Source organism: Mesorhizobium sp. M0207 (genome assembly GCF_040321995.1).
Taxonomy (GTDB): Bacteria; Pseudomonadota; Alphaproteobacteria; order Rhizobiales; family Rhizobiaceae; genus Mesorhizobium.
The window spans coordinates 217,025-229,433 of the sequence record NZ_JAMYSQ010000003.1 but is presented as its reverse complement, the minus strand read 5'-3'; the positions used below and the strand labels follow the sequence as shown (position 1 = coordinate 229,433).

The 12,409-nt window shown below is 62.1% G+C and carries 10 protein-coding genes; 4 read left to right on the top strand and 6 right to left on the bottom strand.

Annotated features, from left to right (window positions below):
• Positions 1-25: 25 nt before the first annotated feature.
• Positions 26-1,108 (bottom strand): D-alanine--D-alanine ligase family protein, encoded by a 1,083-nt coding sequence (locus tag NKJ15_RS07195; RefSeq protein ID WP_502899578.1) that lies wholly within the window; start codon positions 1,106-1,108, stop codon positions 26-28.
• Between the two features lie 467 nt (positions 1,109-1,575).
• Between NKJ15_RS07195 and NKJ15_RS07190 the strand changes: the two genes are divergently transcribed.
• The 4 genes from NKJ15_RS07190 to NKJ15_RS07175 all read left to right on the top strand — a co-directional run bounded on the left by NKJ15_RS07190 (position 1,576) and on the right by NKJ15_RS07175 (position 7,387).
• Complete coding sequence (locus NKJ15_RS07190; RefSeq protein ID WP_352473408.1) at positions 1,576-2,547, top strand: ABC transporter substrate-binding protein; 972 nt, start codon at positions 1,576-1,578, stop codon at positions 2,545-2,547.
• A 74-nt stretch (positions 2,548-2,621) separates the two neighbouring features.
• Positions 2,622-3,701: a quaternary amine ABC transporter ATP-binding protein gene (locus NKJ15_RS07185; protein WP_352473409.1), complete on the top strand. Its 1,080-nt coding sequence runs from the start codon at positions 2,622-2,624 to the stop codon at positions 3,699-3,701.
• Positions 3,698-5,680 carry an ABC transporter permease gene (locus NKJ15_RS07180; RefSeq protein WP_352814687.1) on the top strand — a complete coding sequence of 661 codons (1,983 nt, stop codon included), beginning with the start codon at positions 3,698-3,700 and terminating at the stop codon, positions 5,678-5,680. Before NKJ15_RS07185 ends, NKJ15_RS07180 begins: the two co-directional genes overlap by 4 nt.
• A 159-nt stretch (positions 5,681-5,839) precedes the next feature.
• Positions 5,840-7,387: an autotransporter outer membrane beta-barrel domain-containing protein gene (locus NKJ15_RS07175; protein ID WP_352814686.1), complete on the top strand. Its 1,548-nt coding sequence runs from the start codon at positions 5,840-5,842 to the stop codon at positions 7,385-7,387.
• A 123-nt stretch (positions 7,388-7,510) separates the two neighbouring features.
• Here NKJ15_RS07175 and NKJ15_RS07170 read toward each other — a convergent pair whose 3' ends face one another.
• From NKJ15_RS07170 to NKJ15_RS07150, 5 genes are all read right to left on the bottom strand, one after another.
• Positions 7,511-8,692: a M20 aminoacylase family protein gene (locus tag NKJ15_RS07170; RefSeq protein WP_352473412.1), complete on the bottom strand. Its 1,182-nt coding sequence runs from the start codon at positions 8,690-8,692 to the stop codon at positions 7,511-7,513.
• Positions 8,693-8,737: 45 nt separating this feature from the next.
• A complete protein-coding gene (locus NKJ15_RS07165) occupies positions 8,738-9,511 on the bottom strand; it encodes an amino acid ABC transporter ATP-binding protein (protein ID WP_023674014.1) in 774 nt (257 codons plus the stop codon).
• Positions 9,498-10,418 carry an amino acid ABC transporter permease gene (locus tag NKJ15_RS07160; protein ID WP_352473414.1) on the bottom strand — a complete coding sequence of 307 codons (921 nt, stop codon included), beginning with the start codon at positions 10,416-10,418 and terminating at the stop codon, positions 9,498-9,500. The genes NKJ15_RS07165 and NKJ15_RS07160 overlap by 14 nt, the downstream gene beginning before the upstream one ends.
• Positions 10,419-10,426: 8 nt before the next feature.
• Positions 10,427-11,257 carry an ABC transporter substrate-binding protein gene (locus tag NKJ15_RS07155; RefSeq protein WP_502898545.1) on the bottom strand — a complete coding sequence of 277 codons (831 nt, stop codon included), beginning with the start codon at positions 11,255-11,257 and terminating at the stop codon, positions 10,427-10,429.
• A gap of 72 nt (positions 11,258-11,329) precedes the next feature.
• On the bottom strand, positions 11,330-12,304 hold the full coding sequence (locus NKJ15_RS07150; RefSeq protein ID WP_352473416.1) for a substrate-binding domain-containing protein: 975 nt from the start codon (positions 12,302-12,304) through the stop codon (positions 11,330-11,332).
• Between the last annotated feature and the right edge of the window lie 105 nt (positions 12,305-12,409).

The window sequence follows — 12,409 nt, the reverse complement described above, 5'->3', positions numbered from 1 at the left end:
GGATATGAATGCCGCTTCGCTGCGTTCAGGCTGCTCGGCCCGCCCGAGCCAATCCATGTTCCACGAGCCGGTCGATGATTTCGGAATAGCTGACGCCGCTTGCCGCCATTGCCTTGGAATACATGCTGATGTCGGTGAAGCCGGGGATGGTGTTGATTTCATTGACCAGGAACTGCATGTCCGGCGTCAGAAAGAAGTCGATGCGGGCCATCCCGTCACAGCCGACGGCTCTGAAAGCCCTTGCGGCCACGTCCCGCATGGCTGCCTCGACCTCCGGCGGCAGATCGGCCGGCACTCTTAGCGCCGCGCCGTTCTCGTCGATGTATTTGGCATCGTAGCTATAGAAATCGTGGCTTTCGGCCGGCACGATCTCGCCTGGCCGCGAGACGAACAGGTCGCCTGCCGGGTCCTCCAACACGCTATATTCGATCTCGCGCCCACGAATGAATTCCTCAGCCAACAGCTTGCAATCGTGCCGGAAGGCTTCAGCAAGCGCTCCATCGAATTCCTGGCTGGCATGGACTTTTCCGACGCCGACAGACGATCCCTGACGCGCCGGTTTGATGAAGAACGGCAGGCCGAGCTCGCCTTCCAGTGTGGCGAGGGCGGGCGCCGCACCTTCATGGATCGTCACTGAGCGCGCGATTGGCAGCCCCGCCGCTTCCAGGAGCCGTTTGGCGATGTCCTTGTCCAGCGCGGTTGCCGAACCCAGGATGCCGCAGCCGGCGAGCGGCACCCGAGCCACCTCGGCCACCCCCTGTACCGAGCCGTCTTCGCCATGAGGGCCGTGCAGTACGGGAAACAGGATGTCGATCTTCGGTAGGTCATAGGGCGTGCCGTCGGCCGGGATCGCCATCATCCGTCCGTGCCCGCCCGGAACCAGGCAAACTTCCAAACCGCCCGCAGGCTTTGCGAGCGTACCATCCTGGAAGCTGCTCAGCAGCCACTGTCCTTCGCGCGTGACGAAGATTGGGACGGCATCGTATTTGGCGGGCAGCAGCGCACGCATGACATTGGTTGCTGAAAGCGCCGAAACGTCATGCTCGGCGGAACGTCCGCCAAAGAGCACGGCGATGCGCAGTCTGTTCAAGGAAGAGGTCTGCTGCATTGTATCGGTACCCTATCTTGCGGCTCGCATACGGGATGATCGGCAACCTTGGCTTTTTTCGAACCGATCTGCGGGTCCATGTAAAAAGACGGGCCGTGAAATTGGCACCGGCGTTATTCGTTGCGCGACATGACCGTTGGTATATATAATTTCATCTCATGAAAGTGGCTCTGGGCGAGTTGCGGAGCCAACAGCCGAGATCATGGGACTTTGATGGTTTGCCCCTCAAGACCGGCGATCGATCCGTGGATGACTGCTTTGGCAGCAATCCTTCGGCAGTCATGACGCGGCCGGTCCCACCACATCTTCACCAATTTGGGCACCACCCCGTTTGCGCCGGCATCCGCTTCGGCAGCATTGTGGCGCCTACGGCCTTGCGCAACGACCAGCTTTTCCAACACAATCAAAAAAAGACGCAAGAAGGGAACTAACGATAATTTCCACCAGAGCTTGACAGGAGAACAAGCATGTCACTTCGGAGCATGATTTCGAATTTCTCAATGGGAGCCTTAACACTTGCCGCAGCCGCACTGACATCTTCGGCCTATGCGGCGGCGCCGGAATCCAACGACCCGATCAAGATCGCGCTGTTCGATTGGACCAGCGTCAATCTGAACGCCAAGATCCTCGGCGGCATCCTCGAAAAGCTCGGCTATACCGTCGAGTATCCGACCGCCGACTATCTCTCCAGCCTGACCACCGGCCTGACCAATGGCGACATCGATGTCGGCCTGGAATTCTGGGACACGACGGCCGGCGAGGCGATGAAGGCCTCGGACGCGACGGGCCAGACCGAACGCCTCGGCAAGCTCGGACCAAAGGCCAAGGAAGAATGGTGGTTTCCCGAATATATGAAAGAGAAATGCCCCGGCCTGCCGAACTGGGAAGCGCTGAAAGACCCGAAATGCGCCGAGGCCTTCTCGACGGCCGAAACCGCGCCGAAGGGGCGTTATCTCGGCGGACCCGTGACATGGGAAGGTTTTGACGACGAACGCGTCGAGGCGCTGAAACTGCCCTTCACCGTCATCCATGCCGGCACCGACGCGGCGATGTTCGCCGAACTGGACTCGGCCTATCAGCGCAAGGCGCCGATCATGCTGTGGATCTATTCGCCGCATTGGGCGCCGGCCAAATACAAGGGCGAATGGGTCGAATTCCCCGACTATACGACCGAGTGCTACACCGACCCGAAATGGGGTGTGAACCCCGACGCGAAATATGACTGCGGCAAGCCGCACGGCGAGATCTGGAAATATTCCTGGGCCGGCATGAAGGACAAATGGCCGGTCGCCTATAAGGTCGCGAAAAACTACACGGTCGATACCGACGAGCTCAACAAGATGAGCGGCGAGATCGATCTCGAAGGCAAGACGCCGGAAGACGTCGCCGCCGCCTGGATCGCCGCCCACGAAGCCGACTGGAAAGCCTGGGCCGAGTGACCGTCTGACTGGAAACGCGACGACCCGGCCAGTCAGGGCCGGGTCTCGATCCCCTATTCCAGAAGGACGATTGCATGAGCGATACGATTGAACAGGCGGTGAAAGCAACGGGCAAGGATGCCCGCCCGATAAAGCTTGGCTGTCGCAATGTCTGGAAGCTGTTCGGGGCGGACGCGGCCAATTTCATCCGCCGGCGCGACGGCAAGGCCAGCCTGGCGGACATCGCCGCGGCCGGACTGGTTGGCGCGGTGCGCGCCGTCGATCTCGAAATCCGCCAGGGCGAGATCTTCATCATCATGGGACTTTCGGGGTCAGGCAAGTCGACGCTGGTGCGCTGCATGTCACGGCTGATCGAGCCGACCCACGGCAAGGTCGAGTTTGAAGGCAAGGACCTGCTCAAGATTTCCGATGCCGCGCTGATCGAGCTGCGACGCCATCGCATGGGCATGGTGTTCCAGAATTTTGCCTTGCTGCCGCATCTCAACGTACTGGAGAACATCGCCTTTCCCTTGGGCATCCAGGGGCAGGACCGGCCGACGCGCGAGAAGCGGGCCCGTGAAGTCATCGAGCTGGTTGGCTTGCGCGGCCGCGAGCATTTCTATCCGCGCGAGCTTTCCGGCGGACAGCAGCAGCGTGTCGGCATCGCCCGCAGCCTCGCCACGAAGCCGGAAATCTGGTTCCTCGACGAGCCGTTCTCGGCTCTCGATCCGCTGATCCGCCGTGAGATGCAGGACGAGCTGATGCGGCTGCAGACCATGCTGCACAAGACCATCGTCTTCATCACCCATGATTTCGACGAGGCCATCCGGCTGGCCGACCGGATCGCCATCATGAAGGACGGCGAGGTCATCCAGATCGGCACGCCGGAAGAGCTGGTGGTCAACCCGGCGACCGACTATGTCGCCGAATTCACCCGCGATGTCGATCGCGCCAAGGTGATCTCGGCGCGCCGCCTGATGCGCGCCTGCGACGGCGCCGAGTACGGCGGCACGGTCGCGCCGGATGCCAAGATATCAAGTTTTTCGGCAGATATCGTCTCTGCCGGCAAGCCCTTCGCGGTGGTCAACGGCACCGGCAAGCCGATCGGCGAAGTCACGCCGCAGGCGGTGATCGATCTTCTCGCCGGCATCGAGCGTCGTGGGGCCGGCGGATGACCGTCACGGCAAGCGCCAGCGCAGCGAGGCCCCGGCCGGTTCAAACCTGGCTGGCGATCTGGGCCTGTGCGCTCGCCGCCGTGCTTATTGTCTTCCTGCTGCAGGAAAGCCTGGCTTGGGCGGTCAATTACCCGGCCGGCGCGATCGTTCCTGTCGCTGACTGGGTCGGTGCGCTGATGAACTGGGTGAAGTCGAACTTCTCCTGGCTGACCCGCTCGATCACCGCGGTGCTTGGCGTGCCGCTCGATTTCGCGCTCGGTCTTCTGGCCAAGAATTTCAAGATCGGCCATGGTGCGGATATGATCGTCTTGCCGCGCCTGTCCTGGGTCGGCGTGTGCGCTGCCGCCTACCTTGCCGGACGCGCCGCCGGCGGCTGGAAGCTGGGTGCGCTGGCCGGCGGCTGTTTTCTCTACATCGCGCTGTTCGGGCAGTGGACCAGCGCCATGCTGACGCTGGGCTTGATCTCGATCGCCGTGCCGTTTTGCATTGTCACCGGGCTGTTCGCCGGCATCTGGGCATGGCGCAAGCCTTGGGCGGAGAGGTTGTTGATCTCCCCTGCCCTCGATCTGATGCAGACGATCCCGACCTTCGCCTATCTGATCCCGATGCTGCTTCTGTTCGGCAACAGCCCGGTCTCGGCAATGATCGCGACGGCAATTTTCGCGACGCCGCCAATGGTGCGGGCGACGATGCTCGGCCTGTCGCGGGTGCCGTCAGAGATCGACGATTTCAGCGAGATGGCCGGCTGCACGGCACGGCAGAAGCTGTGGCGGGTGCTGTTGCCGTCGGCGCGGCCGACATTGATGGTCGGCGTCAACCAGGTCATCATGCTGGCGCTCAACATGGTGATCATCGCCTCGATGATCGGTGCCGGTGGGCTCGGCTATGACGTGCTTTTGGCGTTGCGCGCACTCAAGGTCGGCGAGGCGATGGAAGCTGGCCTCGCCATTGTCGCACTGGCAATTGCACTCGACCGGCTGAGCCAGGCGATCGCGCACAATCACGCCAAGGGCAATGTCCGCCACCAGGCCAGCACCAGTTTCTGGCGGCGCTATCCCAATCTGGCGCTGGCTGTTGCCATCCTCGCCGTCGCCACGCTGCTCGGCCTGTTCGTGCCGGCGTTCGCCGCGGTGCCGAAAGCGATCACCTTCACCACCGCGCCTTTGTGGAAGGCGGCGGTGAACTGGATCACCATCAACTTCTTCGACACTATCGAAGCGTTCCGCGTGGCGCTTATCCTCAACGTGCTGAACCCGGTGCGCGCCTTCTGCGAGGGTTTTCCGTGGCTGGGCGCGGTGTGTCTCCTCGGCCTTGCCGGCTACCAGCTCGGCGGCTTGCGCCTCGCCGCCCTGGTCGCGGCTTTGACAGCGTTCTGCGCCGTCACCGGACTTTGGGAAAAGACCATGGCGACCGTCTATTTGTGCGGAATCTCGGCCTTTATCGCCTGCCTGATCGGCATCCCGATTGGGCTGATGGCATCGCGCAGCGACCGCTTCGAAAAGACCGTCACGCCGGTCATCGACACGCTGCAGGTGCTGCCGTCGTTCTGCTTCATCATTCCGGTGGTCATGCTGTTCAGGGTCGGCGACGTCACCGCGATGATCGCCACCGTCGCGTTCGCCGTGGTGCCGGCCATCCGCTACACCAATCACGGCATTCGACAGGTGCCGCCGGCGCTGATCGAGGCGGCGAAGGTTTCGGGCTGCACCAGGCGCCAGACCTTCTTTCGCGTGCAGCTGCCGCTGGCGTTGCCCGAGATCATGCTCGGCGTCAACCAGACCATCCTAATGGCGCTGGCGATGATCATCATCTGCGCCATGGTCGGCACGCGCGATCTCGGCCAGGAGGTGTTCATCGCCCTGTCCAAGGCCGATTCCGGTCGCGGCATCGTCGCCGGCCTAGCCATCGCCTTCATCGGCATCGTCGCAGACCGGCTGTTCAACGCCTGGACGGCGAAGGCTCGGGCAAGGCTGGGATAGTCCGGAATAGGACGGCCTCAGGAAGCTGCCGCCAAGCGCGCCGTTAACGAGGCACCGATCCCTACGCCTAAAGACATAGCCATTCGGGATTATTGCTCGTTTTTGCCTCACATCGTACGGCTGCCATGGGACGGGTAGGCTCAACAGGAGAGCGGATAAATGTCTAAACGCGTTCCCTTTACTACCGGTGATCTGGCAGATCATCAGCGGGGTATCGATGACGCCCTCACAGGCGATCCGAATACGAATATCTTGACCGGCGACGCTGGCGGCAGCCTGCTCGATTTCTCAAGAGGCGGCAACGACACCTTTACGGAAACCGCACCGTCGACTTACACCTTCTACGGCGACGCGGCTCGGAGCTTGTTCAATTTTGCTCGGGGCGGTGACGACACCTTCACTGTGTCGAGCTCCTCCACCACCACTGCTTACGGTGACGCGGGCGACGATATGTCGGACCACAGCAAGGGCGGCAACGACACTTTCACGGGCGCCGCGCAAGCCAGCAACATTTTCTTCGGCGACGCCGGCGGCAACATGACCGGCCATGCTCAGGGCGGCGACGACCGTTTCACGGCCTTTCCCAACTCCTTCAACACTTTCTACGGTGACGCCGGCGTCGATATGTCCGACCACAGCAAGGGTGGCAATGACACCTTCGAGGGCACCAGCGTGGCCGTCAACATTTTCTTTGGCGACGCCGGGAACAACATGTCTGGCCATGCTCAAGGTGGCGACGACCGTTTCACGGCCAGGAGCGACTCCAGCAACGCCTTCTACGGGGACACCAGCGGCGATATGTCGGACTACAGCAAGGGCGGCAACGACACTTTCAATGGCGCTAGTGACGCCAACACTATTTTCTACGGTGATGCCGGTCGCAGCATGTCTGGCCATGCTCAGGGTGGCGACGACCATTACACAGACTTTGGTGGCACGATTCAGACCAAAACCTTCTTTGGCGACGCGAGCCTACATATGTCCGACTTTGCTAAGGGCGGCGACGACACCTTCACGAGCGTGGGTGGGTTCGTGATAAGTTTCTATGGTGACGCGGCCGGCATCATGTCCGACTCTGCTAGCGGGGGCGATGACGTGGCCGTGCTGCAAGGCACCCATAATTTCGCCTATGGCGACGCTGGCGCGATGGCCGGCAATGCTGTGGGCGGCAATGATATCCTAACCGGCGGCAATAAGAGCTCTGGTCCTGATGTTCAAAGCGAGTTGTATGGCGACACATTCGCTATGTCCGGGTCCGCCGCGGGCGGCAACGACATTCTTACCGGGGGCCACAACAGCGAAAGCGGCCAGGTCCGCAACTTCCTGTGCGGCGACGCTCTGCAAATGTCCGGTTCGGCTCTGGGCGGAAACGATACTCTGTACGCTGGGAGCGCGGCACCCGGCTGCACCGTCGTCAACGACATGTGGGGTGACGGGCAACTGAGCGAACTGGCTCAGGGCGGCAGAGATCAATTCATATTCAAGGACGATGGTTCAATGAAGGTCGGAACCCAAAACACCATCTACGATTTCAGCCAGACCCAAGACGACACCATTGTATTTAGTGGCGTGGAGGGCGTGCAATCGTTCGATGATCTCACAATTGCGCAAAGTGGAACCGACACCATCGTTACCGCAGGAGTCGATCAAGTTACTCTCGCAAACTTTACAAGCCCGCTGACGACGGGTGACTTTTTGTTTGTCTGAAAGCGAAGCCCTTATCGCATTCGAAGAGGGGGAATGCGTGAGAATTCGTTGAGCATCGTCGCGCGGCCGGTCGCCCCAATAATGCTCGACCGGCCGATCGACAATCCAAGCCGCAAGTATGGATCAAGCGGCCAGGAATCTCTCGGTCAAACGAGCCCAGAGCGCTGCGCCGACGGTCAGATTGCCGTCGTTGAAATCATATTTCGAGCTGTGCAGGATGGCTGAATCCTCGCCGTTTCCGAGGCGCAGGAAGCAACCGGGTTTGTGTTCGAGGAAATAAGAAAAGTCTTCGCTACCGGGGATCAACGGGCAGACGGACACCTTGTCCTGACCGACGAGTTCGACAGCGATGTCTGTCGCAAAGGACGTCTCGCGCTCGGAATTGACCACCACCGGGTAGCCGCGCTCGTACTCGATCTCGACCGTTGCGCCATGCGCCTGCGCCACAAGTGCTGCGATATTGCGAATACGCTGCTCGAGCCTGTCGCGGATCTCGGCGGAGAAGGAGCGGACGCTCAACGTGATTTCGGCGTGTTCCGGAATGACGTTGGAGGCCGTGCCTCCGTGAATCGTGCCGACGGTGACGACAGCGGTCTCGATCGGGTTGACGTTGCGCGACACAACCGTCTGCAGGGTCATGACGATGTTGGCGGCAGCGACGATCGGGTCGACCGTCAGGTGCGGACGCGAGGCGTGGCCGCCACGCCCGGCGATCCTGATGGTGACGGTATCGCTCGCCGCCATCAGCGGCCCGGCGCGCATCAGGAACGAACCCGTCGGCGCGCCCGGGTGGTTGTGCAGCCCGAATATCGCATCGCAGGGAAAGCGCTCGAACAGGCCGTCGGCGATCATCGCCTGCGCCCCGCTTCCCTTGCCGGCTTCTTCGGCCGGCTGGAAAATAAGGTTCACCGTGCCGTTGAAATGCCGTGTGCGCGCCAGGTATTCGGCGGCGCCGAGCAGCATCGTAGTGTGGCCGTCATGACCGCAGGCGTGCATCTTGCCGCTGGCCTGGCTGGCATAAGGGAGATTGGTAGCTTCGGTGATCGGCAGGGCGTCCATGTCGGCACGGATGGCGATGCTGCGGCCGCTGCCCTGGCGCAGGCGACCGACGACGCCGAGCCCGCCGACATTTCGCGTCACCTCATAGCCCCAGCTTTCGAGCCGTTCGGCAACGTATGCAGCCGTTTCGTGCTCCTGGAATGAAAGCTCGGGATGCGCGTGCAGGTGCTGGCGGGCCGCTGCAAGCTCGGCGGCCTTGTCGGCGAAGTCGGAAATATCGGCGAACTGGTTGGAGGTCTTTGGCATGGAAGGTCCTTTGCCGGCCGAGCAGGTGCCGCGCCGGCTTTGCTTTTAGATGAAACGGCTCAAGAAAGCCCGCGTGCGCGGGTGTCTGGGTTTGGCGAGAACCTCGTCCGGAGGCCCGGCCTCGATCACATTACCGTCGTCCATGAACACCACCCGATCCGCCGCTTCGCGGGCGAAGCCGATCTCATGCGTGACCACGATCATGGTCAAGCCCTGCCTGGCGAGGTCGCGCATGGTGGCGAGCACCTCGCCGACCAGCTCCGGATCGAGCGCCGAGGTCGGCTCGTCGAAGAGCATCAATTTCGGGCGGATGGCGAGCGCACGCGCGATGGCGACGCGCTGCTGCTGGCCGCCTGAAAGCTGGCGCGGATAGGCGTCGATCTTGTCGGCAAGACCGACACGGGTCAGCAGTTCGCGGGCGTAGCCGATCGCCTCCTTGCGGTTCTCCCGGTGAACGCCGACCGGAGCCTCGATGACGTTCTGCAGGGTCGTCATGTGCGGATAGAGATTGAACTGCTGGAACACCATGCCGATCTTGCGCCGCTGAGCGGCGATCGCGCGGTCGGAAAGCTTGTCGAGGCGGCCGTCGTGCAACCGGTAACCGATCTGCTCGCCGTCCACCTCGATCGACCCCTGGTCGATCGCCTCGAGATGATTGATGCATCGCAGGAAGGTCGACTTTCCGGAGCCGGACGGTCCGAGAATGACCACCACCTCGCCAGGCGCGACGTCCAGATCAATGCCCTTCAGCACTTCGAGCGGGCCGAAGGCCTTGTGAACGTTGCGCGCCCGGACCAGAGGCGTGTCATGCGCGCTCATTGGCGGCCTCCAGGGTGGCGGTCGCCGTCTTCTCGCGCGCGCCGCGGTCGCCGCGGCTGTAGTGGCGTTCGATCGCGCCTTGCGCGACATTGAGGACCGAGGTGATCAGCAGGTACCACAGCACTGCAACCATCAGCAGCGGAATGATTTCGAAGGTGCGGTTGTAGATCGACTGCACCGAGTAGAGCAGGTCGGCCATGGCGATGACGCTGACAAGCGACGTCGCCTTGATCATGCTGATCAGCTGATTGCCGGTCGGCGGCACGATCGACCGCATCGCCTGCGGGATGATGATGCGCCGCAAGGACCGGGCGCGGGTCATGCCGAAGGCTTCAGCCGTTTCGGCCTGTCCCTTGTCCACCGACAGCAGCCCGCCACGGATGATCTCGGCCATGTAGGCGGCCTCGTTCAGCGCTAGACCAAGAACGGCGGCGGTCAACGGCGTGATCAGGTCGTTGGTGTTCCAGCTGGCGAAGCCGATGGAAATGCGCGGAAACAGCGTCGAAAGGTTGTACCACAGGATCAATTGCACCAGCAGCGGCGTTCCCCGGAAGAACCAGATGAACAGGCCGGAGAGAAGGGATGCCAGCCTGTCGCTCGACATGCGCGCGATGGCGAGCAGCAGGCCGAGCACGATGCCCAGGATCATTGCCACGACCGTCAGGCCGAGCGTCACCGAAAGCCCCTGCATGACCGTCGGATCGAAGAAATACTGGGCGACCACCGGCCAGCCGAAATTCGGGTTGACTGCAACGATATAGGCGAAGCCGGCTGCCACGGCGACGGTGAACGCCCAGAGCGCCAGCCGGACGAGCGGAAACGGCCGGTGGGCTTGTTTGACGTCGCGCAGCGCGTCGTCGGGACGTCGCGGCAGCCCGGCCGCGTAGGCAGCGGTGGCATCGGTCATGGCAGCCTCTACTGGCCCTGGTTGATGCCTGGCGCATCGATCATGTTCTTCTCGAGACCCCACTTCTTCATGACCGCGGCGTAGGTGCCGTTCTTCATCAGGATCTTGAAGGCATCGAGCAGCACGCCGCCCAGCGGCGAACCCTTCTTGACGACGGCGCCTTGGTAGATGTCCTTGAAGCCGTTGGCCTGGCCGACCCCGGCGAGTTCCAGCTGGCCCTTCGCCTGCTCGACGAAATAGGTCAGCGGCGCCTGCGAGGAGAAGAATGCGTCGGAGCGTTTCGACCGGACGGCCAGTATCGAGCTCGGCTGGTCGGTGAAGGATTGCACCTCGACGGCCGGCTTGTCGCCTTCGGTGCATTTCTGCGCCTGCTGCTTGATGACCTTCTCGGCCGAGCCACCCGACATGACGGCGATGCGCTTGCCGCACGCGGTGTCGAGCGAGGTGATGCCTTGCGGGTTGCCCTTCTCGACGGCGAAGACGACGTATTCGCGCACCCAATCGATGAAGTCGTTGGATTTCTGCCGGTCGGGATAGTCGCCGACAGGCCCCATCGCGAACTGATAACGGCCGGCATTGATGCCGCTCAGCAAAGCCGGCAGGCCGGCGACCGAGGCATGATCGATCTCGACACCGAGCAGCTGGCCGATGGCGTCGGAAATGTCCCTGGTCGCCCCCGACAGTTCGGTGCCGGTGACGATCTCATAGGGCGGGAACGAGCCGTTGTTGACGGCTGTGATCTTTCCCGCCGTGCGGATCTCTTCCGGCAGCCGGGCCCGCAAATCCTCGTTCACCGATTGCTTCTGGATATCCTGGGCAAAGCTGGCCTGCGCCAGCATGGTGACGAGCGAGGCGAATATGAAGCTGATTGTCCTCATGGCATTCTCCTTCGTGTTCTTCGTTGTACGTTGTCAGGCTGCGGTGGCCCGCGATCTGGCCTCGAAAGGAAACAAGGCTTCGGCGGAAATCGGTTCCGCCAGAATGCCCTGGGCATGGAGCTCGGTGACGAAATCCTCGATCATGCGCCGGTTGGCCGGCAGGCCGCTGGCGTTCCAGGAGGCAGGCAGGTCGCGCCCCGCATGAAGCAGCTCCTCGAGGATCCAGGGCGAGGTATCGGCATATTTTCGGCGCTTTCCCGTCCAGACGCGCTGGCTTTCGTCGATCAGCCTGGCGAGTTCCTGCGGCAGCCAGGGGTGCTCCCTGGCCACTGCCGCCTTGACGGCGACCACATGCATGCCCGGGACATAACCGGCGTCGGCGAAATAGGCGCGTTCGGCCGCGCGAAAATCGCGCAGCACTTGCCGGAAGCCGGAAGCCGGGCCGAAAAAGCCGTCCGGCATGAAGGGCGTGAAAACGGCGTCGAGCTCGCCTTGCGACAGCAGCTCCATCATCGGGCGCTCACCTGGTGCTGCTTCGATGCGCCCCGGCCTGCCGAATCCGTCGAGGCGGTCGGCGATCGGGTGCTCCGATGTCAGCCTGCCGGCGAACCAATAGGCATCCTCGACGCCGACGCCTGCCCGGCGAAGTGCCGCGCGCGTCCATGTGTTGCCGGAATCGCGCCAGCCGGTCACGCCGATGCGTTTGCCGGCAAGGTCGGAAAGCCGTTCCAGCGGGCTGGCCTCGACCGTTATGATGCAGCGATGGCGAAAGCCGCGCATGATGAAGCACGGTATTCCAACCACCGTATCCCTGCCGGAAGCCATGGCCGACACATAACGGCTGAATGAGACCTCCGCCGCATCGTAGTTCGGATCGGTGCCGAGATCCGGAATGAGCGTGGCGACGCGGTCAACCTTCACCGACAAGCGGCTCGAAGTGACGTCACCCAGCACCAAAGGGGTGAGATAGTCCCAATCGCGGGTGGCTATAGTGATGGAGACGGGCATCGGCATGAACTTCAAGACTATGTTTGACCGGCGATTGGTAAATGTTTATTTTTGGCCGATCAAATGTTATTATGTTATTGAACATTAGCTTTAACGGTTGCGGGT

What these genes read in the sequence shown, in the direction of transcription:
- NKJ15_RS07155 (WP_502898545.1), bottom strand. Translation starts at nt 11,257, where the DNA reads ATGCTGGCGCAGGCCAGCTTTGCCCAGGATATCCAGAAGCAATCGGTG.
- NKJ15_RS07190 (WP_352473408.1), top strand. Translation starts at nt 1,576, where the DNA reads ATGTCACTTCGGAGCATGATTTCGAATTTCTCAATGGGAGCCTTAACA.
- NKJ15_RS07170 (WP_352473412.1), bottom strand. Translation starts at nt 8,692, where the DNA reads ATGCCAAAGACCTCCAACCAGTTCGCCGATATTTCCGACTTCGCCGAC.
- NKJ15_RS07150 (WP_352473416.1), bottom strand. Translation starts at nt 12,304, where the DNA reads ATGCCCGTCTCCATCACTATAGCCACCCGCGATTGGGACTATCTCACC.
- NKJ15_RS07185 (WP_352473409.1), top strand. Translation starts at nt 2,622, where the DNA reads ATGAGCGATACGATTGAACAGGCGGTGAAAGCAACGGGCAAGGATGCC.
- NKJ15_RS07175 (WP_352814686.1), top strand. Translation starts at nt 5,840, where the DNA reads ATGTCTAAACGCGTTCCCTTTACTACCGGTGATCTGGCAGATCATCAG.
- NKJ15_RS07180 (WP_352814687.1), top strand. Translation starts at nt 3,698, where the DNA reads ATGACCGTCACGGCAAGCGCCAGCGCAGCGAGGCCCCGGCCGGTTCAA.
- NKJ15_RS07195 (WP_502899578.1), bottom strand. Translation starts at nt 1,108, where the DNA reads ATGCAGCAGACCTCTTCCTTGAACAGACTGCGCATCGCCGTGCTCTTT.
- NKJ15_RS07165 (WP_023674014.1), bottom strand. Translation starts at nt 9,511, where the DNA reads ATGAGCGCGCATGACACGCCTCTGGTCCGGGCGCGCAACGTTCACAAG.
- NKJ15_RS07160 (WP_352473414.1), bottom strand. Translation starts at nt 10,418, where the DNA reads ATGACCGATGCCACCGCTGCCTACGCGGCCGGGCTGCCGCGACGTCCC.